The organism is Rhizobium sp. BK456, assembly GCF_014194045.1.
GTDB lineage: Bacteria > Pseudomonadota > Alphaproteobacteria > Rhizobiales > Rhizobiaceae > Rhizobium > Rhizobium redzepovicii.
Window position 1 is genome coordinate 45,513 of record NZ_JACIAO010000017.1, and the last position, 25,903, is coordinate 71,415.

Below are 25,903 nucleotides of genomic sequence, written 5' to 3' on the forward strand. Positions count from 1 at the left end.
GCGTCAAGGGCGCGCAACAGCGCCAAAGATCCGCTGCGTGACCCAAAACCCGACGCCTGACGCTGCCGCCGACAGGACGGTTCCCCAGATAAGGTCGGCAACCGTCAAGACGGTCGACCAGTTTTTTAGGGTGGACTGATTGGTCAGGTCATAGGTGGCATAAGCCATGAAACCAACGGCAGCGCCATAGATCACTGCTGTTGCTATCGATCCTGACATCAACCCTGTCCTGACAGCGAGGAAGGTCAGCCCGGCAGCATAGATCAGATAGAATGCCACTGCCGGCACCAATCGGAACTGCGGCGCCAGCATGTCTCCTAAGGTCGGTCGATAGAGACGGTCGGCCATGGTGCTCAGCCAGACAAAATCGATTGCCACGAGAGCGATCAGTGTTGCAGTATAGGCTGTCAGGTAAGTTTTCATACGGGGCTCCCAGATGGATTTTCGGGCTCATTTCATGCGCGTCCAGTCCACGCCCTTGCAAATCAGACCGGCGATAACACAGCCTTTCGTGGTCATCCTGTCGCCGTCGATTTTCACGGTGAGCTTGTAGCTCAGGTCGCGTTGCGGATCGAAAGCGGTGCCAGAGTAGCTGCCCTCAGCGTCTTCCTTGATGGACATCACCAATTTGTCGCCTTCCTTCTCCTTCGGCGTACCGGGCTTTATCCATGTGTTGACCGCACAGATATCGGCGCCGCACGGCGCAATCCGCACATGCGCATTTCCGTCTCCACGGGCCCAGTTGCCGTTTATGTCGGAGGCTTCAGCCGGGAATGCAGCTCCAACAACGATAACGGGGATTGCCCACGCAAACGATTTCATTCTGTTCCTGCCGAAGACCGCCGTCTTAGGCATGCTCGATCGTGTAAAGTCCGACATTGATACTATCCTCCTCAAACCCTGCCTCGCAGTAACAAAGATAGTAGTGCCACATTCGCTTGAACGTTTCGTCGAAGCCCAAACTAGCGATAGCCGGCCAATTCGCGTCAAACCGTCTTCGCCATTCCCGAAGGGTGCGGGCGTAGGATTTGCCGAAGTGCGCGACTTCGGTCAGTTTAAGCCCGGCGCGTTCGACCGCGCTTCGCAGCGCCTCGTCGGAAGGCAGAAATCCGCCGGGAAAGATGTATCTCTGAATGAAATCGGTGCTACCCCGATAGGCGTCGAACCGGCTCTCTTCGATCGAAATGACCTGCATCAAGGTTCGCCCGCCTGATGTCATGCACCGCTTGACCATCGCGAAGTAATCCGGCCAATAGGCTTCACCGACCGCTTCGAACATTTCGATAGAAACAATACGATCAAACTTACCGTAAAAATCACGGTAGTCTTGAAGCCTCAGTTCGATCTGGCTTGTTTTCTCGGCCGCCACTATGACGCGGTCTGCCCAATCGAGTTGGGAAGGCGACAGGGTTATACCCATCACATGTGCATTTGAATGCGTGGCGAGGTCGAGCGCCAGAGCGCCCCATCCGCAACCGACCTCGAGAATGCGTTGCCCATCCGATACGTCCAGCTTGTCGCGGATGAGCTGGAGCCGATTTTGCTGCGCCGCTTCAAGTGTCTGCGTGGAATTCTCGAAGACGGCCGAGGAATACAGCATCGAGCCATCAAGCCATTGCTCATAAAATTCGTTGCCCAGATCGTAATGCGCCACAATATTGCGGCGGCTGCCGCGCTTGGTGTTAGCGTTGAGGATATGACGAAGGCGGCCAGCCAGTCTTGCTATCCGAGTTCCGGACAGAGCTGGCTCCAGCAAATCGGCGTTTACGGCGACCGAGCGTATAAGCGCCGTTAGATCCGGTGTTGTCCAATCTCCGTGGATATATCCTTCCGCCGCTCCGAGATCACCAGACACCACAAGCCTGCGAAGCGCATCCCATCGGCGAATGACAACCGTCGCTTCGGGTCCGATTTCAGTGCCTCGCTTTGTAACGGTTTCCCCATTCGGCAGGACGACAGTCATCTGACCGTGCTGAAGGTTCTTAATCAACCGTCCGAATATAAGCCCACCAACGCCAACCCTCGTCTGCTCACCAGGACCTGCGATCGGTGAGTTGGTAGCTTCGTTAAACTGCGCCATGGGGTCTTGCCTCGTTAGTGTTTGAACGGCAAGAGACATACCAGCCTAAATGGCGAGGCCATGACGTCCTGCTTGTGATCCTCATGCAAGCACTTCCCGATCAGCAGGCAGCAGGTCGGAAGATCGCATCGATGGGACGCGAATAATGCGCCCGCTTTCATCACTGACTTTCCACGGGCGTCGCACACCGCCGAGATCTTCAGCAACCGCTAGCCCCGCCTGAATGCCGTCCTCATGGAAACCGGAGCCGAAGTACGCGCCGCAAAACCATGTCTTGCGTGAGCCCTGAAGCGACCAGATTGCGCGCTGGGCGCGGTCTGTCTCGAGATCGAAAACCGGATGCTCATAAGTCTCTGTGGCGATGATCGTCTCGGCACGTGGCGGACGGCTCGGATTGAGCGTGACGAAGGTGGGCGGTGCAGAACCAAGCGGCTGCAGCCTGTTCATCCAGTATGTGATCGAAGGCTGCGTATGATCCTGCGGATAGGAACCCCTGTTGCCTGCGACGTAATTCCAGCTTGACCAGGCTGCAGCGCGCTTTGGCATAAAGCCGGTATCGCCATGCAGAACCGCTTCGTTCCGCGAGTAGCGGAAGCTTCCAAGTATCCTTCGCTCCTCTTCACTCGGATCGGCCAACATCCGAAGCGCCTGGTCCGCGTGCGTCGCAACGACAACGTCATCGAACGTATATCGTTTGTTGAATGAATCGCGGACCTCGACGTGATCGCTGAGACGGCGGATCTCTCTGACAGGAGTCGAAAGCCGTACCCGGTCAGGGAGACTAGCGGTGATCCGCGCCACGTATTCCCGACTGCCGCCCTTGACGGTGCGCCACGCTGGTCTATTCCAGAGAGCGAGAAGTCCGTGATTACAGCAGAATTTGACGAAGCTGGCGGCAGGATAGGCACCGACCTGGATTGCCGGCGTCGACCATATCGCTGCGGCCATCGGATAAAGATGATCCTCGCGAAACGCACGACCGTAATCGTTTCGAGAGAGATAGTCGTCAAGAGAAATGCCGCCCATCATCGCGAGATCGCGCGGCGCATTGCGGTAGAAACGCAGGAGATCGCGCATCATCGACCAGAAGCGGGAGCTTGCGACGTTTGACCACTGGGCGAATAGGCCAAGTCCTGTGCCGCCGGAGTATTCGAATTCTCCTTCGTTGAGGGATACGGCGAAGGACATATTGGATGCAGCCGTCGGGACATCGAGTGTGTCGAACATTGCGGTGAGATTGGGATAGGTCACTTCGTTGTAGACGATGAAGCCTGTATCGACCGCAACCTCGCCGCTCTCTGCCGTAAACGTCACAGTATTGCTGTGACCGCCAATCCGACCCGCAGCTTCGAATACGGTCACGTCATGATGTTTTGCGAGAAGCCAAGCGGCGGAAAGACCTGAGATACCGCTACCAATAATTCCAACTTTAAGGCGGCGCGAACCGGCGCTGCGAGGTCCAAATTCCATAAACGCTCTCTCGTCATTCTAAGGCATGAATTGACAATCTCTACGGATGAAATTCGCTGCGGTTTTCTCACGTGCAGGTTTTTTTCGCGTTTCTGGCCGTAATCCGCAAACCGACTTGCCGAACCCGGCGTAGAGGCCTTCGCAAAACAGATATTTGTTGGGAATATGATGGACGTCTATCTCTTGGTCATCATTGCGATCGGGCTCTCCGTGGTGATGGCTGGCGCCTGGGCCATACAGCGCGCGACTGGCCTCAGCGGCTGGATAGATACGATCTGGTCCTTGACTGTGGGAGCCGGCGGCATAGCAGCGGCAATTTTCGCAGACGGTAGCTTCAGTCGTCGCTCCCTCGTGCTGATCCTCGTGGCAATCTGGTCGCTGAGGCTCGCCAGCCACATCGGGCTGCGCACAAGAGGCGCGAAAGAGGATCCCCGCTACGCGAAATTCATCGAAGAGTGGGGCAATAGCGCGCCGAGGCGGCTGTTTGTATTCCTGCAGGTGCAGGCCGTCGCCGCCTTCGTCCTCGTATTGGCCGTTTATCTGGCGTCGGCCAATGACGGATATCTCTTACGCCCTCTCGACTTCCTTGCACTTGTGGTCGGGTTGATTGCCTTGGGCGGCGAAGCAGCGTCGGATGCCCAATTGGCACGATTTCGGAAGTCACCCGGCGTAAGAACAGGAGTTTGCGAGGTGGGTCTGTGGCGTTATTCCCGCCATCCGAACTATTTCTTTGAATGGCTGTTTTGGTGCTGCTTTCCGCTGTTTGCGCTTGCCGGGCCTATATGGAGCTGGCTTTCGCTCCTGGCCCCGATAATGATGTATTGGCTGCTCGTCCACGTCTCCGGTATTCCGCCACTGGAAGACTACATGCTGCGCACTCGCGGCGCCAAGTTCCTTTCCCTGCAACAGCGCGTCAATGCCTTCTTCCCCGGCCCGCGCCGTAAATCTTCGTTCAATCCCAATGGAGACGTTCAATGAATATGCTGGCCTTTGCCATCAACACCGCCGAACGTGCGCCCATGCCAGACAGGATATCGCTTGCCGCCATCGATTTGCTGTGCAGCCGAATGAAACGGCGGTTGATTTCGGAGACCGACGAAGCGGAACAGGCTTTCGTGGATGCTATGGATCAGTTTCCTGTCGCCATTCATACGGTCGAAGCCAACCGTCAGCATTACGAGGTGCCGGCGGAATTCTTCGCACAGGTTCTTGGACCGCAGCGGAAGTACTCCTGTTGTCTATATCCCGATGCCACGATCTCTCTTGCTGAGGCGGAAACGTTGGCGCTTGCCGAGACGGTCAGGCATGCCGAAATCGAAGACGGCATGAGAATTCTTGAGCTTGGTTGCGGCTGGGGTTCGCTTTCACTCTACCTTGCACAGAAATTCCCAAACGCACGGATCCTCTCGGTATCGAATTCCGCATCGCAGCGCTCACATATTCTCGGCTTCGCAAACACGCATGGCCTAAGCAATCTCGACGTCATCACCGCTGATATGAACGAGTTTGAGACCGGCCAGCGGTTCGACCGCGTGGTTTCGGTGGAGATGTTCGAGCATATGTCGAACTGGCGCGCTCTGCTCCATCGTATCTGGGGCTGGACCAAGCCAGACGGCAAGCTTTTCCTCCACGTCTTCACCCACAAAAACAGATCCTATCGCTTTGACCGCGCCGATCCTGCCGACTGGATCGCACAACATTTCTTCACGGGTGGGATCATGCCGGCTCACGATCTGCCTCACAGGTTTGGCAATCTCTTCCAGGTCGAAGCGGAATGGCGTTGGTCTGGCATGCATTATCGCCGCACCGCGCTCGACTGGCTTGCCAATTTCGATCGACGCGTCGAACAAATCCGCCCGACTTTTACTGGGGTATACGGTGCCGACGCCGCACTCTGGCAGCGTCGTTGGCGGCTGTTCTTTCTCTCGACGGCGGGGCTGTTCGGCCATGGCGCTGGCGACGTATGGGGCGTCGGCCACTATCTGATGGCACCGATGCGATGAGAGCTGTCGACCAACGGCTGGACCCGCTAACCGAGGCGACTGTCACCGTTGCGTGGGTGATCATCGCAAATAAGCCCTTCTATCCGGTCTACGTGTGGTACCTTGTCGGCGATGGCGTATATGCGTCGCTCTGGGCATTGGCAGCCGCTCCTCTTCTCCTGACAATCCCTTTTCTGGCCAAGCGGTCGCCGCTCGCTGCAAGAATTGCGCTACCCCTCATTGGAACACTCGATACATTGTTCGAGACGAAACTATTCGGACAAAACTCCGGGACAGAATTGTTTTTTTCGGCCTGCACCATGTTGGCTGCGATGTCATTCCGTGCCGAGGAGACATGGTGGCAGCGGGGAATGGCTGCCTTTGTATTCGTCGTTTTTGTCGCTTCACGATCATTTGTAGGTGCGCCGCTACATGTGTGGAGCGAAAGCGACTTGGCTACACTCTTCAATCTCAACGCGTTCGCGGTCGCCAGCCTGACGACCTTTGTCGCGCTCCGATACGCGGGAATTCGGCGTCAACAATCAACATCGGAAACTCAGAGTAACAGTCCAGGGAGGTCTCAATGAAAAATCATCTTCGTAAGATCCGGCCGCTGACGCTGGCGCTGGCCGTCATTGTGTCGGCAACGAGCCTGGCACAGGCCGAACCCAATGTCGTAAAGGTCGGACCTGATCACTATCGCGGCAGCTGGCTGGAGATCGGCAGGAGACCGATGTATCTGACCGACGGCTGCGTCGCGGGCTACTCGACGTATAGGCCCGGCCCATCGCGTGACGAGATCCTCGTCGAGGATGGTTGCAAGGTGGATACGCCAAATGGCCGACTGAAGACCGTCAAGGGCGTCGGCACCATCACCGATTATGGAACGACGAACGCGAAAATGCGCGTCCGCTATCCCTGGTTCATCACGTTCAATTACTGGGTCTTGTACAAATCCCCGGACAAATCGTGGTTTATCAGTGCCAACCCCTCGATGACCGACCTTTGGATTTACGCGCGGACGGTACCGTCCAAAAGTAAACTTCAACGCATGGTCAGAAAGGCAAGCGAGCTGGGTTACGACGTGCGCCGGCTTGAGTTCCCGGCGCAATAAGCATTGGTGGCGATGGGGCGTGTGAGCTCATTAAAGTTCAAGGAAAATGGAAAACATGACGTCCAGATCTTTCGGCAGCCCGACGGTACTCGCTTTTTTCCTTTTGCTGGTCCTTGGAGTCGGGCTCCTGATCGGGTTCACAATCAGGCCTGGAGAATGGTACAGTTCGCTGAATAAACCATTCTTCAATCCTCCGAACTGGGTTTTCGCTCCGGCCTGGACAATCCTTTATGTTCTTATCGCCGTGGCTGCATGGCGAACATGGGTGACCAGCGGATTCAAGCAGCCGAGCGGTTTGATCTGGGCTGGACAGATGGTGCTCAATTGGCTGTGGACACCGCTGTTTTTCGGTGCCCACGCGATGTTGTTAGGCCTTGTCGTTGTCCTGTGTTTGCTGGCGTTGATCGTTTCGTTCATCGCTGTGTCCACAGACCTCACAGCGCGCCTGTGCTTTGTCCCCTACGCCTTATGGGTCGGATTTGCTTCTCTTCTCAATGCGTCCCTGCTTTGGCTTAACGGATGATCTGCATAAAACATCACAACACCAGAAGCGCGTAAGGTATTCGTAGTCCCTACGGTGACTGATGTGGCTCGCAACACGGCCTTCAGCGTAGGACGACCCCGCATCCACTATGCTACAAAGAGCTGATGGCGTGCTCTGCTTATCGTGACCGGATCACGACGTGATGTCGGCTCTCGTCTCCTATGCGGCTAGGCTGACTCAAATCCTACGAACACTCCATGCAGTCCAGATCTCATGACAATAACTGCGCGTTACCCGGCCCAATGCAACACAAACATCAGACAGAAAGCGAATAGAACGACCAGCGTGACCCTTACACGAAGCTTCAAGTACCAGCCGAGGTCATCGTGTTCAGCAATAATCCTGGCGTCGGCGGCGAGCAGAAGACCGAACGAAATCATCTGAGTGAGAAGGCTCACTGTGGTGGATCCAATGAGGAGCGTCGCGAATGCAACCAACGCCAACACGTTACTCGAAACGACAACCAAGACGTCGTGCCGGCCGTTTTGAATACTCCCCCAAAGCGTTCCTGCCATGAATGAGCCGATAATCGCACCATAAATTATAAACGCGCGCTGAGCTTCAATCTGCGGGGCGGCCACGGACGCGAGTATAAGCAGCCAAAACGGCAATGCGCCCAAATACGTCAAGGCGATCGACACGACGCGCTGATCGCTTTTCATTCTACTGATCCGCTTATTCTTATAAGCGCCTGCTCGGCGGCAAACGGTTGCCCGTCCCATCCTGATGGGAGAAACCAGCGAGCAAGACCTTGTCGCCAGGAACCGCAACCTCGCCAATCACATAAGCAACAGCGAGCAATCCCGAGCTCGTGACCACGTAACCGCCTGGCATCAAAGCGCGCAGCTCTAAATCGAGGAGATCATGGTATCGGCCGGGAATAACAGCAAAACTCTTGCCGCCATCGGCGGAGAAGCTGGCGAACTCCTCCGTGTGGTCATCACAGAAATCATCAAGCTCGGGATACTGTATCGCGATGATTGGCTTCAGTTCAGCAAACTTCAAAGCGTCGCGAACGCCCCAAATTTCCGCGGCATTCTTGACGGCCGGATGGTTGCGCCACGCATTGTGCCTGATCATCGTCGCTGCGGGACGGCCTGTATTGGACACCGCAACAACATCGGTTCTGATGCCACCCTCACCGGCCGAACGGCAGCCGTTGAAGCGGATGACGAGATCGCAACTGTCGATCTTGTCCGCTTCGTCTCCCGAAAATGACCCGTTCCCCACTATCACGATTTTTGCCGACATTGGGATGAACTCCATAAGACACGCAGATCTTACGCCACGGCCGCGTAGCAGATCAAAAACTTGCTATTCGAATGCTGGGAAATTTGATCCGGCGTAAGACGACCGACGTACCAGCGCGGTTATAAATGAAGGACATGTTCCGATGGACGCGATCGTCACCGATACCGAATTTTTAAGAGCTTCAGACATCCCAACGCAGGAGGAAGCAGAAGCCGCCGTGCGCACCTTGATCCGCTGGGCTGGCGACGATCCATCGCGCGAGGGCCTCCACGACACCCCGGCGCGCGTGGCCAAAGCATATCGTGAGCTCTTTGCCGGCTACGACACCGCCCCGGAAGACATTCTGGCAAAGACTTTCTCCGATGTTGCTGGTTACGGCGACATGGTGGTCGTCAAGGATATACAATTCCATTCACATTGCGAGCATCACATGGTTCCCTTTCATGGCGTTGCCCATATCGCATATGTCCCGGAAGGCGGCGTGCTCGGCCTCTCCAAGATGGCACGGCTGGTGGATATTTATGTCCGCCCCAAGGGTGTGGCCGTCATGATCGAAGCCGAGCATATGTGCATGGCGATGCGCGGCATTCAGAGACAGGGTGCCAAAACGATAACGACGGTGTTCATCGGCCAATTTGAGCGCTCAGCTGAGGACCAGTCACGCTTCATGATGTTGGCGCGCGGCTGATCTGTCTGGATTGGTCGTCCACCCAAACTGCGGGAGGGAATGTTCCATGGCCGATACGCTGATGAAATCGTTGCAGGCCGGTTACTCGGCCCTAGTCATAGGAGCCAGCGGCGGCATCGGGCAGGCAATATCCAATTGCTTGGCAGCTGATCTTAGCTGTTCGAACCTGGTTCGGCTCTCGCGCCGGGAGGACGGGCTCGAGATAACGGACGAGGAAACCGTCCATCGCGCCGCCGACCGGCTTCGGGAAACTGCATTCGATCTGATTGTCTGTGCGACGGGCGCTCTGACGATAAACGGCGTCGGGCCGGAGAAGTCGATCCGACAGCTTTCGCAAAACGCGATGATGAACCAGTTTGCCGCCAATGCCGTTGGACCTGCACTGATCCTGAAACACTTCGCTCCGCTACTTGCTAGGAAAAGGCGCGTAATCGTTGCGTTCCTGTCTGCGCGCGTCGGGTCGATTGGCGACAATCAGCTCGGTGGATGGATTTCGTACCGCTCCTCCAAGGCAGCACTCAACCAGATCGTCCACACGGCAGCGATCGAGGTTTCCAGGGCGAACCCGGCGTCGGTGGTTGTGACAGTGCATCCGGGAAGTGTCATGACCTCGCTCTCCGCTCCGTTCTCGTCTGGCCATCAAAGGTCGGAGCCTAAAAACGCCGCGCAGGCGGTTCTTCAAGCGCTTGACTCCCTCCAGCCTGCTGATTCCGGGGGGTTCTTTGCCTATGATGGCAGCCCAATCGCTTGGTAAGCCGCATCGCCACAGCAGGTGTGCTTACTAGGACTTATTCAAAACCAAAGAGGTGGCTTTATGGAACCGGCCTCGCAGCCTAATTTTCATCCGCCGAGAGATTTCACGCGTCCGGATCCGTCCCTGCCGACAATGATGTTGATAACCGTCGAGGACCTATCACTCGAGACGCTGCCCGAAATCAACGCGGTCGACGACGCGCTAAGACGGGCAGCCAACACCTGGGCGCAGGCAGTTATCGTGTCATCGCCGGAAGAAGATTGGCTTTGCGCCCCAAAATCGCTGGGATGAAACAGATCGCCACCGGCACTGCTGTAGGTCCCCCGGCTCGAAGATTCGATCGGTTACGACAGAGGGCTTGCGAGGGAGGAATGTCCAACATGGGCGCTGAACTGCCTTAAAGAAATGTTCGCGCGTTACTGCTGAGATCCGGAGAAAGGCGTTTGCAACAAATCTCTGCAGCATGTAAGCGCCTTGCACGCAGGCCATTGATCTTTTTTAGTGTGTCGACGGTATTGTTACTGTCGGCTTCACTGAAGAAATCCCGTGAACGCCGCTCGGTTAAGCAGATGTATGATCCGGCTCGTGAAAACCCAATTTAGTGTACCCCGAAAAGAAGGAGTAGGCGATGAAAGTGATCCTTGGCTTAACGGTCATAGCCATATTGTCCTCTTTTTGTACTGGATGTTCTCATCACGACAACGTTCGCCCCAAACCTGCTGCCGCCGACAAAAATCAAGTTAAGAGTAGGCCGCCGGCGAAAATATCGTGCCAGAAAAAACCCAATGTCGAAGGGATGCTGCGCACGCTCTGTTATTAACGACAGCGAAGCGGCGCAGAATTCAACCATCCCAAACGGAGCAAAACAAGTGACCAAGGTTCTCGTTCTCTACTGCTCGTCCTACGGCCATATCGAGACAATGGCAGGCTCGATCGCAGAAGGGGCAAGAAGCGCTGGCGCTGACGTTACGATCAAACGTGTCGCAGAAACCGTCCCGCTTGACGTCGCCGAAAAGGCTCACTTCAAGATCAAACAAGACGCACCGATTGCGACGGTAGCGGAACTCGCCGACTATGACGCGATCATCGTCGGTACGGGTACTCGCTTCGGCCGCATGTCGTCGCAGATGGCTTCTTTCCTCGACCAGGCCGGTGGCCTGTGGGAACGGGGAGCTCTCAACGGTAAGGTGGGCGCTGAGTTCGCGTCGACAGGTACCCAGCATGGCGGAGAGGAAACCACCCTGTTTTCGATCATCACCAACCTCATGTACTTTGGCATGATCATTGTCGGCCTGCCCTATAGCCATCAGGGCCAGATGAGCAGTGAGGAGATCGTTGGCGGCGCTCCTTATGGCGCAACTACTGTGGCCGGTGCTGACGGATCACGCCAGCCTTCGCAGATCGATCTCGCCGGTACCTTCCATCAGGGAGAGATCGTCGCCCGCACTGCCGCAGCTCTCGGCGCAGCCCGCGGCTAAACCCACCTAACTCACTGTTGAATTCAGCTCCAACTGGACCAGCCGATTGCGATCGGCTGGCAAGGAGAAGTCATGTCCTCGCTTTTCTTAAACAATGTCGTCGCGGTCACCGGTGCGGGCTCTGGGATCGGTCGGGCGATAGCACACGGCGCGACAGTGCATCTGGCTGATCGCGATCCCAACGGGCTCGCCCAAACTGCAGACCTCATCCGCCTCCAACGTGGCTGGGTGTACACAACCCAACTCGACGTATCAAGCGAGCTTCAGATCGTTCTGCCATCGCGCCTCCAGGGTTTGCGAAGATTGAAACCTTTTCCTACCAGAGAGTTCCTGGTGCCTGCTTGCCGGAAGCGCCGATCAACGCCGCATTGGAAATGACAGGTGAGGACGAGGATTTTCCATCATCCTAGCGCCCGCGTCACAGGGTGCAAAGGGACAACAAACTGACTAAGGGAGCGGTTTTCTGTCAGCATAGCAGTGCAGAGGTTTTTTGCAGAATTAACACTGGCTTTTTACGGCTCAAAGGAACTGGTGCATTGGAATGAAGTTACTTGATCGGGATCGCAAACGGTTGCTCGTTTGGCAAGTCATGATCCCTCTGAGGTGGCCCGCGCAGAGGGAAGGCTTTTTGCCCACTCCCAGGCTTGCGCACTGCGCGGCTCGACCGTGGCAGGGGCCTGATGGTCGCAAAAGGCGCTAGGCTCGCGGAATATTATCAGTCTGATACGGCCGGGTTCAACAGGAAGGCACCGGTTCCTGCTGCGCATTTGAGCGGTTTTTTTAGATCGCCGGGGACCATCATCACTTTATGTGGATGTCGACAGAAGTCGTCCTTTCCACGGGGCCTGGATCATCACGATCCAAACGTCCCCGGAGGAGTTCAGGGCAGCTCGCCGTCGCGGGTTTTCTAGTCCCGGTTCTGGCAGTCTTGAAACCACAAGCCACGGAATTATATCAGTATTGTCGATCGTCAAATAGGGATCGGCACAAAGCCCAGGAGACGCCGGTCGCTCTTGGCGTCTCCTTGTGTCATGTTGCTTGCAAGGAGGATATGGCTATGAGGACAAACCGCGATTTCTCTCCCCTGTTCCGGTCGAGCATCGGCTTCGAGCGGATGTTGAACGCGCTTGAGGCTGCAGGCCGCGCCGAGACAATCGACAACTGGCCGCCCTACGATATCGTCAAAACCGGTGAGAACGACTACCGCATTGCCATGGCAGTGGCGGGCTTCTCGCAGGATGAGCTGGCGATTACTCAGGAGCAGAACTTGCTCATGGTATCAGGGCAGAAGGCGAACGGCGAAGATGTTCAATACCTGCATCGCGGCATTGCCGGACGCTCGTTCCAGCGTCGGTTCGAACTGGCCGATCATGTTAAGGTCGTCGACGCCGGTCTGGCCAACGGTCTGCTGACCATCGATCTCAAGCACGAGATTCCTGAAGGGATGAAGCCGCGACAGATCGAGATCCAAACTAGTCATGCAATGCCGAAGGCCGAGCTCAAGCAGATCGAAGCCGAGACGAAGGCGGCCTGACACTACCGTGAGGAAATCCGACGGCGCCGGGCCAGGCCCGGTCCCGGAAGAAGTGCAATGCGAACGAAAGGAGAAAACTATGAGTATTCGTGATTTGATTCCCCGGGGCCGCAACAACGGCCATCAGATGCCGAGTCTTCTTCGCGATGACGAGCGCGATCCTTTCCTGTCGCTCCACCGCGAGGTCAACCGGCTGTTCGATGATGTTTTCCGCGGCTTCGGCCTTGGCCTGCCCTCACTTCGCGGCGCCAGCGGCTTTGGCGCCGGCTGGCCGAGTGTCGAGATCTCCGACACCGACAAGCAAATCAAGGTGACGGCCGAAGTACCCGGTCTTGAGGAAAAGGACATTGAGGTCTTCCTCAATGACGGCGTGCTGACGCTGAAGGGTGAGAAGCGCTCGGAAACGGAAGACAAGGAGAAGCAGTTTTCGGAGCGCTACTATGGCCGCTTCGAACGGCGCATCCCGCTCGGCTCCGAGGTCAAGGAAGACCAGATCGACGCCACCTTCAAAAACGGCGTTCTGACCGTCACTCTGCCTAAGACCGAAAAGGCGCAGTCACAGGTCAAGCGTATCGCCATCAAGAGCTAATGGGTCCACACCGCCCGGCGATCGGCCTTGAGGCGGCCGCCGGCATTCCTCGCCAACAAGGAGGGATAAAATGATCGAGTTTATTAGGGAGATCCATCATTCAGGTACGGCCAATATCCTACCCTCGAATGATAACCGGCGGAAGCCTCTGTCTTTCGGGCGCTCAGTATTTCCGGATGCAATTGCACGCATCTTCAAACCATCACGTTCCACAATGACATCAGGCAACGCGCGAACGACAGGCTGGCGGCTTGTCTTTGAACCCCGCAAAGCGCCGTTCATCGAGCCGCTGATGGGCTACACGGGCAGTACTGACACACTCCCTCAAGTGGCGTTGAAGTTTCCGACGCTTCAATCCGCGATCCGCTACGCCGAACGCCAAGGTCTCACATACATCGTTGAACGTCTGGCGAGCAAGGCGGCCGTTCCGCCGAAGCGGAGAACTTATGCGCGATCGAACCGGCCGTCTCACGCCTTCTCCGACGCGACGTTGGAGCGGCTTGGCCTAACGGACCTTCAGGAGAGTTATGAACAGGCATTAGACGAGGCGTCGAGCCGCAACGATGCTCCTGGTCTCGCGACAGGGTCGGCGCCCATGGAGGTCGTTCGGGATTCAACGCTGTCGCTTGAGGAGAAGCGTTCGATCCTGATGAACTGGGCCTGGACCGAGTACCTGATCGATCAAGCGACCAACGAGGGCATGCCGGAGAAAAATCGGCCTTCGCGCCTCGAAGAGGTCGACCAGGCACTGCTGGCGCTAGAACGGGATGTCCAGCGTCAGGATCCTCAGCTCGCGACTGAGCAAAACGCAGCATGAGTTACAGCCATGGATCCCCTGATTGTATTCGACTGCAAGAGAGTTCTGGCGAACAGGTTCGCACTGGCGGTGGCAGCGGCGGCGCGCAGCCGTTCACTCAATCGAGGAGCGGAGCCGAGGTTTGAAATGCCCCGCGCTACCGCGAGCGTAATCGCACTAAACGAGATCGCACAGAGCAGCTTTCTGCCGGGTGAACTCGCCTTGTTTCTGATCGAACCAGCAGAGGCAAAGCCGCATCCTCCGCGCGAACCCTCAATCCAGCTTCGCGGCGGTGGCAGGCATGCCGCGGCCGCACCCGCCTCCGATTCGCGGGAGGCGGTTCACTGATGATGCCAACCAAGGAAAGGAGGAATGAATGATGCTGAAGTCTACGTCGAGCGAAAACCGGATGGCTTTCGATATCGTCAATATCGTCGCCGGCCTGGCGCTTTTCCTCGCACCCTGGCTGCTCGGTTTCACGGGTGAAACCTACGTCGCCTGGAACGCCTGGATCGTCGGTGCGGCCATCGTCTTGATCGCCGCCGCAGCCCTCTACGCCTTTTATGAGGCAGAGGAGTGGCTCAATCTTGTGCTCGGCATATGGGCGGTGGTCGCACCATGGGCGCTTGGCTTTACAGCCGTCACCGCAGCCATGTGGGTGCATGTGGTGGCCGGCATAGTCGTCGCGGTACTTGCCGCCGGCAGCATCTGGTTTAGCCATAACCATCCGCTGTCGACCGCTTAACCCAACCGAACGCGGGTCGGGGAACCCCCGGCCCGCTTCTTTGTTAAACAGCCCGTTGAATGGTGAAACCATTTCAAGGAGCAAACCATGTCAATTCTCGCCCCGAGGATCCGCGGGACTGTAACCTCAATTGCTTTTGCCCTTGGCGCCATTTTGATAACGGTCACGCCGGCCACCCCGGAGACGGCGGGATCATCGGCAGCTTCTTCCTCCCGCTTGCCGACGCTGGCTCCCATGCTTGAACAAGTCACCCCGGCCGTGGTCAATATAGCAGTCGTCTCAAAGAAAACGACGGAAGACAACCCTCTTTATAACGATCCGAGTTTCCGCCCCTTCTTCGATCTGCCGGAGCAGCAGGAGAGGGCCAGGATGAGTGCCGGCTCCGGAGTGATCGTCGACGCCTCGAAAGGATATGTGCTCACAAACCATCATGTCGTCGATGGCGGGACTGAAATTTCCGTCACGCTGAAAGACGGACGCGGATTGCCCGCAAAACTCATCGGCAGTGACAAGGATACCGACATCGCGTTGCTCCAGATCGACGCAAAAAACCTCACGGCGATCCAGATCGGAGATTCCGATGCGCTCAAGGTGGGGGACTATGTCATCGCCATCGGCAACCCATTTGGGCTCGGCCAGACGGTGACTTCCGGCATCGTCAGCGCACTTGGACGCAGCGGTTTGAACATCGAGGGCTATGAGGATTTCATCCAGACCGACGCCTCGATCAATCCGGGCAATTCCGGCGGCGCGCTGGTGACGCTCGACGGCAAGCTGGTCGGGGTCAATACGGCGATCCTCAGCCCCGCCGGCGCCAACGTCGGTATCGGTTTTGCGGTTCCCAGCAGCATGGCCGCAACGGTGATGAACCAGCTGATCGCCCATGGCGAGGTCCAGCGCGGTAGACTCGGCATCGGCATCCAGGATCTTACGCCAGACTTGGCTGAAGCTCTCAGACTCGGCGACCTGCGAGGCGCGCTTATCGCGAATATCGAACCGGGCTCCGCGGCCGAACGCGCCGGACTGAAGACTGGAGACGTCGTGACTGAAATCGACGGGCGTCCCATCCATGGCTCGACCGACCTTAGGAACCGCATCGGGCTGACGCCCGCGGGCAGCAAGGTCAGTCTGAGGGTGAAGCGTGGCGATGACGAGCAGGTGATCGCCGTCACGATCGCGGCCGAGGACAAGGTCGTGGCAGACATCTCCGGAACGCCGCTCGAAGGCGCCAAAATGAGAGATGCATCCGAGGCTGGATCTCAGTTTGGCGGCTTCGGCGTGGTGATCGAGAGCGTGGCGCCTGGCAGCGCGGCCGCTCGCGCCGGCCTTCGACCCAGCGATATAATCGTCGCGGTGAACAGGGTTCCGGTTGCCTCGGTCGCCGACCTACGACGGACCATTGCCAAGAAACCAGCCACCGTGGCGCTTGAATTGATCCGCGATGGCGGCCGCTTGCTGTTGGTCATCCGGTGACGGGAGCGGCGGCATGGAGATGAACAAGAAAACGCAATTCAACATCTGGTATTGGATCGCCGCCTTCTTCATCCTATGGCGATCCAGTATTTCTTTGCAACGGCGACTTAGGTGGCCCGCATTCCTACAGCCGGTTCGAAGCGGACCTCCGTGACGGCAAAATCGCCGAAGTTGCCGTCTCTGACAGATTTATCCAGGGGCGTTACAACCAGCCGCGGAACGACAATGCATATTGACTACCCGTGTGGAGCCGGATCTCGCTCAGCAGCTTCAACAACACGGCGTGGTCGTAGCCGGCCAGATCGAAAGCACCTTTTTGCGTGATCTCCTGTCCTGGCTCATCCCGGTGGCTCTCTTCGCCAGCGTCTGGATGTTCATGCTGAGGCGCTTGGGCGGCGGGATCGGCGGCGGCCTGATGCAGATTGGCAAGAGCAAAGCGAGGGTCTACGTCCAATCCGACACCGGCGTGACCTTCAATGACGTAGCCGGCGTCGATGAGGCAAAGGAAGAACTAAAGGAAATCGTTGATTTCCTTAAGGGCCCGGCAGCTTACGGCAGGCTTGGCGGCAGCATGCCGAAGGGTGTTTTGCTGGCCGGCCCACCCGGCACCGGCAAGACCCTGCTGGCGAAAGCGGTCGCAGGTGAGGCCCGCGTACCTTTCTTTTCGATCTCCGGTTCTGAATTCGTCGAAATGTTCGTGGGCGTCGGTGCCGCTCGCGTCCGCGATCTTTTCGAACAGGCGTGTGCGAAGGCGCCTGCAATCATCTTTATCGATGAACTTGATGCCCTCGGGCGTGCTCGCGGAATTGGCCCGATGGCGGGCGGACATGATGAGAAGGAGCAGACACTGAACCAGTTTCTGGTGGAGCTCGATGGCTTCGACTCTTCTACCGGTCTCGTGCTGCTTGCAGCGGTCAACCGGCCGGAAATCCTCGATCCCGCCCTCCTCCGGGCGGAGGTTTCGATCGCCAGGTACTGGTGGACCCCCCTGACAAGGCGGGAGGTATCCAGATCCTCAAGGTGCATCTGACGAAGGCGAAGCTGGAACGGGGAAGTCGAAGTCGAGAAGATTGCTGCCTTGACACGGGGGGTTACGGGCGCCGATCTCGCTAATCTTGTCAACGGGGCGGCGCTTTTGTCCACCCGGCGAAAGGCAGATGCGGTCGCCATTGAAGATTTCAACAGCGCGGTTGAGCGCATCGTAGCCGGCCTCGAAAAACGGAACCGGCTGCTCAATCCGAAGGAGCGCGAAATCGTCGCCCTATGAGATGGGCCATGCTCTGACCGCACTGGCGTTGCCAGGGGCCGATCCCGTCCATAAGGTTTCCAAGCGCTTCAAAAACCGCTGAGGCTCTGATCGCAGCCGGATGAACCTTCAGTGGCAGGTCAATTTCTAAGCCAATCTCATCAATCTAACGATTAACCGCCAAACAACGCGCGTAGCGCCACTGCCAGGAGAAATCTCTGATCAACTCCTGGCGATTCCCTTCAATCCGCCTCCAATGAGAAAGGTCGCGTCCATCAGCGCGATCATCGGATTGCCCCCTCCTGAAACAGCAAGATAGCGCGGTTGCCAGTGCGGATGAAACTTTGATTTGAATGTCCGAAGGCCTTTGAAATTGTAGAACCGCTCTCCGTGCTCGAAGACGGTGACGCCGATCCAGTCCCAAACCGGGGCGGTTTCGCGCTTCGACATGCCCGAAAGCGGCGCCATGCCAAGGTTGAACTGCATGTAGCCCTCGGCCTTGAGATACTCCATGATCTGAACGAACAAGAAGTCCATCGATCCTTTCGGCGCCTCGGACGAAAAACGCATCAGGTCTATCGAGCCTTCTGACTTTGTTTCAGTGACTAAAATATTCGCGAAAGCCACGATTTTGCCGTCCTTCTTCAAGACTCCGACGGGCTGTGAGCTGATATACTCCAATTCGAAAGCGCCAAGCGAGAAGCCCTTCTCCTTGGCATTATGGTTCTCCAACCAAGAGCTGGAGACCGCAGCCAGATCGTCGAGAATCATGGGCACGTCTTCCGGTGGGATGGCCTCGAAGCTCAGACCATCGCGCTTCGCGCGGCTCGCCGTCTGGCGCAAGTTCGCCCATTTGCCGCCCTTCAGCTCGAAGGTACGCAGATCAACCACTGCAAGTTCGCCGAGCTTGAAGGCCCGCAGCCCCGCATCTGCGCAGTGCGAAAGCAAGGCCGGCGAGATCTGATAGAACACCGCGCGGCAGCTGGCGGCGCGCGCCTCCTCGACGAAGCTCCAGACAAGCTCGGGGATCGCTTGCCGCTCCCCTACAGGGTCGAAAAGCGCGATCCGGGAGCGGCCCTGGCGTCCATACATGATGAAGGCATCGCCCCTTTCAGAGAACATAATGGACTTATCGCCCATGCGAACGAGATTGGCGTCAGCATAATCCTGCGTCCTGACAATATCGACGGCGCGCTGTAACGCCTCTTCGGTTGGCGGTTCGGGTCCAGAGGTCGCCGGGCGCAACAAACTGAAGATCGCGACCGCCGTGGAGATAATGGTGAGACCGAGCACTGCCCGCAGACCGCGCGGCGCTTCAGCAGCGAATTCGAACTGCCACCAGAGCTCGTTGCTATATTCGACGTCCCGATAGACGAAGAGCAGGATGACAACCGCGCCGACGATAATGACGACAATTGCCGTAAACCAAGCCGCCGTCAGCGTCTGGTTCAGGAGCGAGGCATGACGGGTGAACAGCCGGCGACTGACGAACAGGCTGAAGATCAGGATCGCCAGGAAGGTTGCCTCCGCGAGGGCAATCGCCTTCGGCAGCGACAGCGCCAGCGCCAGAATGGCGGAAATAATGGATACCAACCAGGCGCCATCAAGCCGCTGGCCGAGGCCGCGCGCGGCGACGACAAGCGCAAGGCCGAGCAGACTCGAGAAGAAATGCGCACCTTCGACAATCGGCAGCGGCAGGTAGTTCGCTAGGAATGTGAGGTTTTCGTCCGGCGTCGGCGTCACGCTCGAAAAGATCAGCATCACGCCGATAAGAAGCGCAAAGGCCGAAAGCAGCTGCGGCGTCAGACGCCTGCCGATACGGCGGATGCTCGCGGCGGCCGGGTGATCGACGAAACGGCGAAGCTCGGTCAGTGACACGAACAGCACGGCGAGCAACAGCGGCAGAACGTGGTAGATCAGGCGATAGAGGATGAGCGAACCGAGAACCGCGTCGATATTCACTGCACTGCCGAGCGAGGCGATGATGATGGTTTCGAAAACCCCAAGACCGGCCGGAACGTGGCTGAGCACGCCGAGCCCGACCGCGATCGCATAGACCGCCAGGAACACAGACCAGCTGATCGCGGTCTGGGGCAGGAGAACGTAAAGGACGGTCGCAGACGCAGCGACATCGAATGCGGTAACTAGGAACTGGCGCGACCATGTGCGCGAATCCGGGAGGCAGACGGCGATCGGTCCGAGATTGACCACCCTCTCATCACGTCCGAGATAGACCACCACGCCGAGCGCCGTCAGGATCACCCCGGCAATGATTCGCAGTAGCAGCGCATTGGTGTTGATCAGCGGCCCGATTTCATCGGCTATGATCATCAGCGCGATCGCCGTGAAGCTCGCAATCCCGAGACCGAAAGACAGCGTGACGAAGGCGATGACGCGGCCGATCTCCTCTGGCGTGAGGCCGAGACGTGAATAGGACCGGTAGCGGATCGCGCCACCGCTAAGCGCGCCGAAACCCGCGGTATTGCCGACCGCGTAAGCGCTGAAAGCCGTCAGCGCGACATGCGGAAAGGGCAACTTCCTGCCGATATAGTCGATGGCGTTCAGGTCGTAGAAGATCAGCGCAAAGAAACTGAGACCAGTGAAGAGAACTGCGAGTAGGATCGCGCTGGCGCGGGTAGTAGCCAGCGCATTAACGACGTTGTCGTAGCGAACTTCGCCGGTAAGTTGCGTGATCGAATATCCGACCATGCAGAAAACGATGACCGTCGCCCCCGCGATGAGCTGGGTACGATGATGCCGGAGACGGCCGGGAAACTCGCCGGCCTTTCCGCTCTCCATCTCTCTCGAACCGTTATGACTCGTCATCTACCCGTGTCGATCGCAGTGTGCCCTACCGTTCGGCAAAGCACTAGCAGATGCTGCGGCCAAGGATTGTTTCAAGTCGGACATCTTAATATGAAGCCCCGTCGATCGCTAGTTGCCCAGACAGTGCTGTCACCTTCCGTCCCGAGTCACCTTGAGCGCGCCACCTCAGTTCCTTCCATTCCCAGCGGAAATGTAAAGGGCGCCGGGCCTTGCCCGGCGAACGCATGCGACATACGCTAACGCTGCCCCGCATCATGTCGCCGCAAAAGCCTAATTCGACCTGCCAAACCCGATCGTGTGGCCAGGATGGGTCGGGGGCGATCCAGATTCGTACGGTTCCGCACGAGCGGTTGAAATCGAAATTCTTGAAATTAGGATGCGCTTATATTCCTGGGGAGGAACACATGACGCAGCACACCGGAATTACGAAGCCAGCTCTACAACCTGCCGACATCGCCATGTTGCAAGCTATTTTGCAGGGGTGGTGCCAGGAAAAATCCTGTGGCATGGCCAGTCAGGCAGCGCGGCATGTTGCTAGGGAGCTTGTTTCCTGGTTTGAGTGCGGCATCCGAGATCAACATAGACTTAGCGGCCTAGTGCGATATATGCATTTGGAAGCGCAGTCTTGCCTGCCGCCGTCGTCTGGTCCTAGCGAAACCTGTGTGTCGTGATGGATATCGGCCATCGCGAATGGGAAGCCGTCGATCCCTCTACCCTCAACAGCGTCGAGCGGCAGAATGTCGTGCGGCACATCGTTGATGAGCTTCAAGAAATCTGTGATCGCGACGCTGCAAGCGGTGGCGACCGATACCCGGCGCTCAATCGTCTGCTTCAGACGATCCGCGCTTCGACGTTATCGATCGCCAGGGCCGACGATGACTGTTTTGAGAGGATTGTCGATGAACTCCTCCAACTTCGCGCGACGATGATCGATCGGGACGAGGCTCGCAGCACTTACAATTGATAGGTGAGGCCTCGTCCGCTGCCTCCCAGATTTACTAGCCCGGAAGCGGCTGCTTTGTTGTCGTACGATTCTGGTCTTTCGCATCAACCGTTCGACACAGCTCTTTTGGAATTCCACAAGGGGGCAGACGACAATTGATCCGCGCGCCGCGACCAGTTTCGCGCTTTCAAAGTTCTGCTGCCTGCAACCTGGAGATCAGAAACCATGAAGAAAATCATCATCGCCTCTCTTGCCGTTGCGCTTGCCGGACCTGTCATGGCTCGATCCGCCGCCTGAGTCCGGTCCACATCACCGATCAAAACGGGCATCGCCATCGCCAATCCTACCGTGAGGAGCTCTCTTTTCCAGGGGCGCTGCTCACAAATGTTGTCGACCTTCCTTTGTGGACGACCGCATTGCCTTGTCGGCCCCCTTTGCTAAAGTCGACATCGCCGAAGTCGAGACCTTCCTCCTGAGGGGATTTTTCGGGTCTAGCAGAGGGAAACGGTTTTTTCTGCTGTGGCGTTTTCCCAGTCATTGTATCATTCTCCTTTCACCTTGCGTATTGATGGTGGACGCCCGAGTGCCGTAAAGCCCGATCAGCAGCAGCTCTTGCGCTACTCGGGGCTTCATGGTTGCCTTGCTTGGGCCAAGAGCGTCTCCAGAAAGTCCCCGAGCGAGTCTTCGCTATCCTTGCCTTCTCCCGCGAGAACGGTGACGTCCCATCTTTTCAAGACGTGCCGCTGGACTTCGTCGGGCTCGTGCATGAAAAGAAACAGCGGCGGCCGCTGCATCGCCTCCCCCGTCCGCTGCCATATCGACCAAAGGCGATGAAGCAGGAAACGGATGTTAAGGTCCGACATACTGTAGCCGATAAAGAGCAGGGTTGACGCAAATGCATCTCCTCGGAATTTGATGTCCAATGGTGCGTCGAACGCCAAGCGATCGAAATAATCCGATTCCGTCAGCACCAGCGTGTCCGGGTTTGAGAAGTCGCCGTGGTACTTCACGATCTGCGTGACGCCGGGACGCGCTGTTGCCATGTCGGCGGCACCGGTGATCTTCGCGAAGGGACGACCACAAGCCTCGTAGGTCTTCTCCAGGTTGGAGTCGTAGTTCGTTGTGTAGATGATCGGGAAGTCGAGTTCGACCACCAGCCTGTGAAGGCGCGAGGCGCGAAGACAATCCGGTGACACCCGCCATTCCTTAGCCATCCAGGCCACGAGCGGCTCGAACGATCCGTGCTTTAAGCGATAATACTCCGCGATGGCCTGGTAGGTCGTCTTCTGCGCACCGGCTGACGGCTTGCCCAGGCCGAGATCCGCCGACAGGTAATCGACCAGGCTTTCCCAAGAGGGCAGCCCAACGCTCATCGAAACGCCCGCGCAACGAACAAAACAGCCTGCCTTTGCTGGAGCGCATTTGCGATGGTTTTCGATTCCTCGATGTGACGCATGTTCTCTCCAAGGGATAACCTAACTCCTGGGAGAAGATACGGTTCCGCACGGTATGGACCGAGGGCCGTCCGGCGTGAAGTGGATCAGCGAAGGCGAAGTTGTCGGCAGTCCACCGATCTAACCGACCATATGGCGAGACCCCTCTCTGCTTCGGGTGGCAGTTCTGCGATGATGGATGGGCGCAACCGCCGAATCTCGTGTCCGGGCGTCGACGGATTATCACGAAGGTACTGGAGACTGCCCGCTGATGCCGAACACGAACTCCTGAAAGAGGCACAAAAGGGGCGCGCGTCTACCCAACCGGCGCCTCGAGCGGCTCTCTACGTGTCGGGCGTGCGATCGTGCCGCGTCACTGCGTCACTGCGTTGCGGCGTTCGCATCCGGCAGCGGCACCGGCGAATCGGCGAGCGTGTGCAGGTAAAGAATGACGTCGGCGCGGTCCTGATCCTTCGCCAGACCGGCAAAGCCCATCGCCGTGCCCGGAACGTCCTTCTTCGGCGCCAACAGGAATTTGTTGAGGGTCTCGAAGGTCCATTTCTCGCTGCCGCCTTTGGAGAAATCCTTCATCGCAGCGGAATAGGCGAAGCCCTCATGCGAGGTGATCGGGCGATCTACGACACCAAAGAGGTTGGGACCGACCTTGTTCGGTCCCCCTTTGGTGCCGTCATGACATGCCTGACACTTCTTGAAGACCGTTTCACCGGCCTTGGCATCGGCAGAAGCGAGCAATTGCGCGACAGCAGCGGCAGGCGCAGCCTCACCACCAGCGGCGGGCGCCTCTTCGGCAACGATCGCGAAACCTTCTTTTTCCGGCGCTTCGGAGTGGAAGATCCCTTCGGACGCGATGGAGACCGACATCAGAACGAAAATCGTTTCGAGGAGCGCCCCCACGGCCGCATTGACGTATGAATTCATCTGCAATGCTCCCTCGCAGTCGGCAGACCGGACATCTGCAATCGCACTCTCAAAAAGAGCACCGCGTTGCCGGCGGGCCATTGAACGTGCACCGAAAAGCTCTTCTAACCCTCGATCCGGCCGCCCGACGCACGGCCGCACAAAAGGTTCCGACGTGTACAATGAAAAAGAAAAACTCCTCCGTCTGCGGCAACCGCACGGGCTGGCGACATTCCAGCCTCGCCCGAGGATCGTCACGCTAGCAAATCTTGGCACACCTTCAGCTGATTGATCTCGCCATGCCAAATAAACATGCGGCGGCTTCCGGTATAACCTGTGCGGCTCAATCGGGCAGAACCTGCCGCGACGTTGCCAACGAGGGAATATCGGCGGCGTTCACAAAAACTACGCGGCGTGTATCGTCGCCATCCCGGAAGAGCGTCGCTATAGCCATAAATCGTCGTGTTGAACTGATCATTTAACTGTGAGGTCGTAAGGTGAAGAACTTGTTCGTCGTGTAAAGGGCATGTCGCAGATTGGCCGCAGCCGATCGTTGCGCGCCAATCTGCATTACGTCAGCACTACATGGACCAACTGGCTTGGCTTCGCGCAGGAATAGGGTCGCGATCCGCCTGCGCCTCGGTTCCACTGAAGTAGCAGCCTAGCGAACCGACTGCCGTGTTGGAGCGAGGCTTGGCGCTCAGCGTAGTCAATGGCGGGAGACCTCCCTACGGGATCTGTCATTCACATACTTGCGCCAATTGTGTTCCTCTTTGAAGCCGAGCGGCTCTCGGATCTTCCGGTTCGACAGCAGGCCTTCGTTCTCGCCCACCGGCCGCCTGGGAGGGACATTTGGGAAGAAGCGAGCAAGGAACGCCGAATTGGGATGAGGCACTTGGAATCGTTGCTAGTGTTGAAGACTTGATAGCCAAGACCGTCTTTGCGCAGGTCAACGGTCTGCCCCAGGTTACGGGCATCCACGTCCCCGTCAGCACATGCGCCTTTAGTTCCAGCCGAACTTTGTTAGCAGGAACTGCCGGCGGGGCGCAGCAGCTTAAGCACGGCCCTCAAGGGCTTGTTTCATCAAAAGCGTGTAGTCAGGCAGTGACAATTTCGTCCGGTGTTGCGCAATTGCGGCATCGGCGACCGGCGGGTAGTCGAGATGGCCCCCTTCGGCATATTGCGTCTTAGGCACTTCGGGCCATTCTTGGGCTTGGCGGCTCGGCAGGTGATGTTCAACCATCGTGGCACTCCGTTATTGGCTCGCAGCTCAACTTCGGACGACCAATTTCGTTCCTTGGCGATCGACTGTTTACAGTCGCTGCTCCGCTTCCCGGTCCGTGGCTCTCAAGAGACGCGCGACTGGCGTTCCCGACTAGCGCACGCCCTGGAACAAGCCCGCCATCGGCGAATGGCGTATCGCCAACACGTCGTACGATCAGGGAACAAAGAACGAGCGCGAGCATTTCGCGAGCATGAGCGAAAAGACAACATGGATCGGCGGGTGCCTGTGCGGAACATGCCGATATGAATTCCGCGGCAATCCAACGCACACTGGCTATTGTCATTGCGACATATGCAAGAAGGCGACCGGCGGGCCATTCGCCGTCCTTGTTCAGGCAAGTCTCGAGGCATTCAGATGGACAAAAGGTCGGCCCCGGTCATATCGCTCTTCCTCCATTGCAACGCGCGGTTTTTGCGATCTGTGTGGGACACCTCTTTACCTTCAGTACGACAATGACGAGTTGATACGTGTGACCGTGGGTTCGCTCGATTATCCTGAAAGGGTCCGGCCATCGGGGCATTACGGCGTCGAAAGCAGATTGGGCTGGGCGGACGGCGGACGGGGCTTGCCTGAAGAGAAAACGCAAGAAACGTTCTGAAGCCCCGCGCCTTCCACAGGGGAGACCGTTCTCACTTTGTTCGCGAATTACAAGGGAGTAGGTAAGATGGTTGCAGCGCGTTTGGTCGCGGATGGTTTTTGCTGAGCGAAGTCCTCTCGGTATTTCGAGGAGCGGGCGACCGTCGTCCAGGTTTCG

General features: G+C 57.5%; 30 protein-coding genes and 2 pseudogenes. 20 read left to right on the plus strand and 12 right to left on the minus strand.

Annotation, left to right across the window (positions count from 1 at the left end; genetic code table 11):
* Positions 1–3: 3 nt before the first annotated feature.
* From FHX03_RS32210 to FHX03_RS32225, 4 genes are all read right to left on the minus strand, one after another.
* Positions 4–423: a DUF2177 family protein gene (locus FHX03_RS32210; RefSeq protein WP_097624211.1), complete on the minus strand. Its 420-nt coding sequence runs from the start codon at positions 421–423 to the stop codon at positions 4–6.
* A gap of 27 nt (positions 424–450) precedes the next feature.
* The gene (locus tag FHX03_RS32215; protein WP_246699331.1) at positions 451–822 is read right to left on the minus strand and encodes a DUF2147 domain-containing protein; all 372 of its coding nucleotides are present in this window, start codon (positions 820–822) and stop codon (positions 451–453) included.
* A gap of 25 nt (positions 823–847) precedes the next feature.
* Positions 848–2,080 (minus strand): SAM-dependent methyltransferase, encoded by a 1,233-nt coding sequence (locus FHX03_RS32220; RefSeq protein ID WP_183857222.1) that lies wholly within the window; start codon positions 2,078–2,080, stop codon positions 848–850.
* Between the two features lie 81 nt (positions 2,081–2,161).
* On the minus strand, positions 2,162–3,550 hold the full coding sequence (locus FHX03_RS32225; RefSeq protein ID WP_097624214.1) for an NAD(P)/FAD-dependent oxidoreductase: 1,389 nt from the start codon (positions 3,548–3,550) through the stop codon (positions 2,162–2,164).
* 165 nt (positions 3,551–3,715) lie between these two features.
* On the opposite strand from FHX03_RS32225, the gene FHX03_RS32230 reads away from it, so the two are divergent.
* Genes FHX03_RS32230 through FHX03_RS32250 form a run of 5 tightly spaced genes read left to right on the plus strand, consistent with a single transcriptional unit; the run spans position 3,716 to position 7,169 of the window.
* A complete protein-coding gene (locus FHX03_RS32230; RefSeq protein ID WP_097624215.1) occupies positions 3,716–4,528 on the plus strand; it encodes a DUF1295 domain-containing protein in 813 nt (270 codons plus the stop codon).
* Entirely contained in the window at positions 4,525–5,553 is a 1,029-nt protein-coding gene (locus FHX03_RS32235) for an SAM-dependent methyltransferase (RefSeq protein ID WP_097624216.1), read from the plus strand. Before FHX03_RS32230 ends, FHX03_RS32235 begins: the two co-directional genes overlap by 4 nt.
* On the plus strand, positions 5,550–6,119 hold the full coding sequence (locus FHX03_RS32240; protein WP_183857224.1) for a hypothetical protein: 570 nt from the start codon (positions 5,550–5,552) through the stop codon (positions 6,117–6,119). The genes FHX03_RS32235 and FHX03_RS32240 overlap by 4 nt, the downstream gene beginning before the upstream one ends.
* Entirely contained in the window at positions 6,116–6,646 is a 531-nt protein-coding gene (locus tag FHX03_RS32245; RefSeq protein ID WP_183857226.1) for a lipocalin family protein, read from the plus strand. Before FHX03_RS32240 ends, FHX03_RS32245 begins: the two co-directional genes overlap by 4 nt.
* Before the next feature lie 55 nt (positions 6,647–6,701).
* A complete protein-coding gene (locus tag FHX03_RS32250; RefSeq protein ID WP_183857228.1) occupies positions 6,702–7,169 on the plus strand; it encodes a TspO/MBR family protein in 468 nt (155 codons plus the stop codon).
* A gap of 251 nt (positions 7,170–7,420) precedes the next feature.
* Here FHX03_RS32250 and FHX03_RS32255 read toward each other — a convergent pair whose 3' ends face one another.
* Both FHX03_RS32255 and FHX03_RS32260 read right to left on the minus strand, forming a co-directional pair.
* Positions 7,421–7,852: a DUF3429 domain-containing protein gene (locus FHX03_RS32255; RefSeq protein ID WP_183857230.1), complete on the minus strand. Its 432-nt coding sequence runs from the start codon at positions 7,850–7,852 to the stop codon at positions 7,421–7,423.
* Between the two features lie 19 nt (positions 7,853–7,871).
* Entirely contained in the window at positions 7,872–8,441 is a 570-nt protein-coding gene (locus FHX03_RS32260) for a Urease operon accessory protein (RefSeq protein WP_183857232.1), read from the minus strand.
* Between the two features lie 142 nt (positions 8,442–8,583).
* Here FHX03_RS32260 and folE point away from each other — a divergent pair, with 142 nt between their 5' ends.
* The 12 genes and pseudogenes from folE to FHX03_RS32320 all read left to right on the plus strand — a co-directional run.
* Positions 8,584–9,129, plus strand: a complete 546-nt coding sequence (gene folE, locus FHX03_RS32265) for a GTP cyclohydrolase I (protein WP_183857234.1) — start codon at positions 8,584–8,586, stop codon at positions 9,127–9,129.
* 46 nt (positions 9,130–9,175) lie between these two features.
* A complete protein-coding gene (locus FHX03_RS32270; protein ID WP_246699332.1) occupies positions 9,176–9,883 on the plus strand; it encodes an SDR family NAD(P)-dependent oxidoreductase in 708 nt (235 codons plus the stop codon).
* Positions 9,884–9,943: 60 nt separating this feature from the next.
* Positions 9,944–10,174 carry a hypothetical protein gene (locus FHX03_RS32275; protein WP_183782227.1) on the plus strand — a complete coding sequence of 77 codons (231 nt, stop codon included), beginning with the start codon at positions 9,944–9,946 and terminating at the stop codon, positions 10,172–10,174.
* Between the two features lie 578 nt (positions 10,175–10,752).
* Complete coding sequence (wrbA, locus tag FHX03_RS32280; RefSeq protein WP_183782224.1) at positions 10,753–11,361, plus strand: NAD(P)H:quinone oxidoreductase; 609 nt, start codon at positions 10,753–10,755, stop codon at positions 11,359–11,361.
* Positions 11,362–11,433: 72 nt separating this feature from the next.
* Positions 11,434–11,739: an SDR family NAD(P)-dependent oxidoreductase gene (locus FHX03_RS32285; protein ID WP_183782221.1), complete on the plus strand. Its 306-nt coding sequence runs from the start codon at positions 11,434–11,436 to the stop codon at positions 11,737–11,739.
* Positions 11,740–12,418: 679 nt separating this feature from the next.
* Positions 12,419–12,895 (plus strand): Hsp20 family protein, encoded by a 477-nt coding sequence (locus tag FHX03_RS32290; RefSeq protein WP_183857282.1) that lies wholly within the window; start codon positions 12,419–12,421, stop codon positions 12,893–12,895.
* A gap of 79 nt (positions 12,896–12,974) precedes the next feature.
* A complete protein-coding gene (locus FHX03_RS32295) occupies positions 12,975–13,484 on the plus strand; it encodes an Hsp20/alpha crystallin family protein (protein ID WP_183857235.1) in 510 nt (169 codons plus the stop codon).
* Between the two features lie 70 nt (positions 13,485–13,554).
* Entirely contained in the window at positions 13,555–14,301 is a 747-nt protein-coding gene (locus FHX03_RS32300; protein WP_183782213.1) for an NADH dehydrogenase ubiquinone Fe-S protein 4, read from the plus strand.
* Positions 14,302–14,310: 9 nt separating this feature from the next.
* The gene (locus FHX03_RS32305) at positions 14,311–14,628 is read left to right on the plus strand and encodes a DNA-directed RNA polymerase subunit omega (protein ID WP_183857237.1); all 318 of its coding nucleotides are present in this window, start codon (positions 14,311–14,313) and stop codon (positions 14,626–14,628) included.
* A gap of 31 nt (positions 14,629–14,659) precedes the next feature.
* A complete protein-coding gene (locus FHX03_RS32310) occupies positions 14,660–15,025 on the plus strand; it encodes an SPW repeat protein (RefSeq protein ID WP_183857284.1) in 366 nt (121 codons plus the stop codon).
* Positions 15,026–15,112: 87 nt separating this feature from the next.
* Positions 15,113–16,498: a DegQ family serine endoprotease gene (locus tag FHX03_RS32315; protein ID WP_183782209.1), complete on the plus strand. Its 1,386-nt coding sequence runs from the start codon at positions 15,113–15,115 to the stop codon at positions 16,496–16,498.
* Between the two features lie 19 nt (positions 16,499–16,517).
* Positions 16,518–17,826: pseudogene (locus tag FHX03_RS32320) on the plus strand (ATP-dependent metallopeptidase FtsH/Yme1/Tma family protein); the annotation flags it as partial.
* A 140-nt stretch (positions 17,827–17,966) separates the two neighbouring features.
* Here FHX03_RS32320 and mprF read toward each other — a convergent pair.
* A complete protein-coding gene (gene mprF, locus FHX03_RS32325) occupies positions 17,967–20,570 on the minus strand; it encodes a bifunctional lysylphosphatidylglycerol flippase/synthetase MprF (RefSeq protein WP_183782207.1) in 2,604 nt (867 codons plus the stop codon).
* A gap of 404 nt (positions 20,571–20,974) precedes the next feature.
* Between mprF and FHX03_RS34800 the strand changes: the two genes are divergently transcribed.
* Together FHX03_RS34800 and FHX03_RS32330 are read left to right on the plus strand one after the other, a co-directional pair.
* Positions 20,975–21,241 carry a hypothetical protein gene (locus FHX03_RS34800; RefSeq protein WP_246699333.1) on the plus strand — a complete coding sequence of 89 codons (267 nt, stop codon included), beginning with the start codon at positions 20,975–20,977 and terminating at the stop codon, positions 21,239–21,241.
* Positions 21,241–21,534 (plus strand): hypothetical protein, encoded by a 294-nt coding sequence (locus tag FHX03_RS32330; RefSeq protein WP_183782268.1) that lies wholly within the window; start codon positions 21,241–21,243, stop codon positions 21,532–21,534. The genes FHX03_RS34800 and FHX03_RS32330 overlap by 1 nt, the downstream gene beginning before the upstream one ends.
* A gap of 83 nt (positions 21,535–21,617) precedes the next feature.
* On the opposite strand, the gene FHX03_RS32335 is transcribed toward FHX03_RS32330, so the two are convergent.
* The 5 genes and pseudogenes from FHX03_RS32335 to FHX03_RS32350 form a co-directional block, all read right to left on the minus strand.
* Positions 21,618–21,848: a hypothetical protein gene (locus tag FHX03_RS32335; RefSeq protein ID WP_183782205.1), complete on the minus strand. Its 231-nt coding sequence runs from the start codon at positions 21,846–21,848 to the stop codon at positions 21,618–21,620.
* A 294-nt stretch (positions 21,849–22,142) separates the two neighbouring features.
* Positions 22,143–22,886, minus strand: a complete 744-nt coding sequence (locus FHX03_RS32340; protein WP_183857239.1) for an SIR2 family protein — start codon at positions 22,884–22,886, stop codon at positions 22,143–22,145.
* A 441-nt stretch (positions 22,887–23,327) separates the two neighbouring features.
* Entirely contained in the window at positions 23,328–23,885 is a 558-nt protein-coding gene (locus tag FHX03_RS32345) for a c-type cytochrome (protein WP_183782265.1), read from the minus strand.
* A 688-nt stretch (positions 23,886–24,573) separates the two neighbouring features.
* Positions 24,574–24,845 (minus strand): annotated as a pseudogene (locus FHX03_RS34805) (hypothetical protein); the annotation flags it as partial.
* Between the two features lie 73 nt (positions 24,846–24,918).
* Positions 24,919–25,107, minus strand: coding sequence for a hypothetical protein (locus FHX03_RS32350; protein WP_183782201.1), 189 nt, complete (start codon positions 25,105–25,107; stop codon positions 24,919–24,921).
* Between the two features lie 232 nt (positions 25,108–25,339).
* Here FHX03_RS32350 and FHX03_RS32355 point away from each other — a divergent pair, with 232 nt between their 5' ends.
* The gene (locus FHX03_RS32355; protein WP_183782198.1) at positions 25,340–25,747 is read left to right on the plus strand and encodes a GFA family protein; all 408 of its coding nucleotides are present in this window, start codon (positions 25,340–25,342) and stop codon (positions 25,745–25,747) included.
* Positions 25,748–25,903: the final 156 nt, after the last annotated feature.

What these genes read in the sequence shown, in the direction of transcription:
- FHX03_RS32210 (WP_097624211.1), bottom strand. Translation starts at nt 423, where the DNA reads ATGAAAACTTACCTGACAGCCTATACTGCAACACTGATCGCTCTCGTG.
- FHX03_RS32215 (WP_246699331.1), bottom strand. Translation starts at nt 822, where the DNA reads ATGAAATCGTTTGCGTGGGCAATCCCCGTTATCGTTGTTGGAGCTGCA.
- FHX03_RS32220 (WP_183857222.1), bottom strand. Translation starts at nt 2,080, where the DNA reads ATGGCGCAGTTTAACGAAGCTACCAACTCACCGATCGCAGGTCCTGGT.
- FHX03_RS32225 (WP_097624214.1), bottom strand. Translation starts at nt 3,550, where the DNA reads ATGGAATTTGGACCTCGCAGCGCCGGTTCGCGCCGCCTTAAAGTTGGA.
- FHX03_RS32230 (WP_097624215.1), top strand. Translation starts at nt 3,716, where the DNA reads ATGATGGACGTCTATCTCTTGGTCATCATTGCGATCGGGCTCTCCGTG.
- FHX03_RS32235 (WP_097624216.1), top strand. Translation starts at nt 4,525, where the DNA reads ATGAATATGCTGGCCTTTGCCATCAACACCGCCGAACGTGCGCCCATG.
- FHX03_RS32240 (WP_183857224.1), top strand. Translation starts at nt 5,550, where the DNA reads ATGAGAGCTGTCGACCAACGGCTGGACCCGCTAACCGAGGCGACTGTC.
- FHX03_RS32245 (WP_183857226.1), top strand. Translation starts at nt 6,116, where the DNA reads ATGAAAAATCATCTTCGTAAGATCCGGCCGCTGACGCTGGCGCTGGCC.
- FHX03_RS32250 (WP_183857228.1), top strand. Translation starts at nt 6,702, where the DNA reads ATGACGTCCAGATCTTTCGGCAGCCCGACGGTACTCGCTTTTTTCCTT.
- FHX03_RS32255 (WP_183857230.1), bottom strand. Translation starts at nt 7,852, where the DNA reads ATGAAAAGCGATCAGCGCGTCGTGTCGATCGCCTTGACGTATTTGGGC.
- FHX03_RS32260 (WP_183857232.1), bottom strand. Translation starts at nt 8,441, where the DNA reads ATGTCGGCAAAAATCGTGATAGTGGGGAACGGGTCATTTTCGGGAGAC.
- folE (WP_183857234.1), top strand. Translation starts at nt 8,584, where the DNA reads ATGGACGCGATCGTCACCGATACCGAATTTTTAAGAGCTTCAGACATC.
- FHX03_RS32270 (WP_246699332.1), top strand. Translation starts at nt 9,176, where the DNA reads ATGGCCGATACGCTGATGAAATCGTTGCAGGCCGGTTACTCGGCCCTA.
- FHX03_RS32275 (WP_183782227.1), top strand. Translation starts at nt 9,944, where the DNA reads ATGGAACCGGCCTCGCAGCCTAATTTTCATCCGCCGAGAGATTTCACG.
- FHX03_RS32285 (WP_183782221.1), top strand. Translation starts at nt 11,434, where the DNA reads ATGTCCTCGCTTTTCTTAAACAATGTCGTCGCGGTCACCGGTGCGGGC.
- FHX03_RS32290 (WP_183857282.1), top strand. Translation starts at nt 12,419, where the DNA reads ATGAGGACAAACCGCGATTTCTCTCCCCTGTTCCGGTCGAGCATCGGC.
- FHX03_RS32295 (WP_183857235.1), top strand. Translation starts at nt 12,975, where the DNA reads ATGAGTATTCGTGATTTGATTCCCCGGGGCCGCAACAACGGCCATCAG.
- FHX03_RS32300 (WP_183782213.1), top strand. Translation starts at nt 13,555, where the DNA reads ATGATCGAGTTTATTAGGGAGATCCATCATTCAGGTACGGCCAATATC.
- FHX03_RS32305 (WP_183857237.1), top strand. Translation starts at nt 14,311, where the DNA reads ATGGATCCCCTGATTGTATTCGACTGCAAGAGAGTTCTGGCGAACAGG.
- FHX03_RS32310 (WP_183857284.1), top strand. Translation starts at nt 14,660, where the DNA reads ATGCTGAAGTCTACGTCGAGCGAAAACCGGATGGCTTTCGATATCGTC.
- FHX03_RS32315 (WP_183782209.1), top strand. Translation starts at nt 15,113, where the DNA reads ATGTCAATTCTCGCCCCGAGGATCCGCGGGACTGTAACCTCAATTGCT.
- mprF (WP_183782207.1), bottom strand. Translation starts at nt 20,570, where the DNA reads ATGACGAGTCATAACGGTTCGAGAGAGATGGAGAGCGGAAAGGCCGGC.
- FHX03_RS34800 (WP_246699333.1), top strand. Translation starts at nt 20,975, where the DNA reads ATGACGCAGCACACCGGAATTACGAAGCCAGCTCTACAACCTGCCGAC.
- FHX03_RS32330 (WP_183782268.1), top strand. Translation starts at nt 21,241, where the DNA reads ATGGATATCGGCCATCGCGAATGGGAAGCCGTCGATCCCTCTACCCTC.
- FHX03_RS32335 (WP_183782205.1), bottom strand. Translation starts at nt 21,848, where the DNA reads ATGGCGATGCCCGTTTTGATCGGTGATGTGGACCGGACTCAGGCGGCG.
- FHX03_RS32340 (WP_183857239.1), bottom strand. Translation starts at nt 22,886, where the DNA reads ATGAGCGTTGGGCTGCCCTCTTGGGAAAGCCTGGTCGATTACCTGTCG.
- FHX03_RS32345 (WP_183782265.1), bottom strand. Translation starts at nt 23,885, where the DNA reads ATGAATTCATACGTCAATGCGGCCGTGGGGGCGCTCCTCGAAACGATT.
- FHX03_RS32350 (WP_183782201.1), bottom strand. Translation starts at nt 25,107, where the DNA reads ATGGTTGAACATCACCTGCCGAGCCGCCAAGCCCAAGAATGGCCCGAA.
- FHX03_RS32355 (WP_183782198.1), top strand. Translation starts at nt 25,340, where the DNA reads ATGAGCGAAAAGACAACATGGATCGGCGGGTGCCTGTGCGGAACATGC.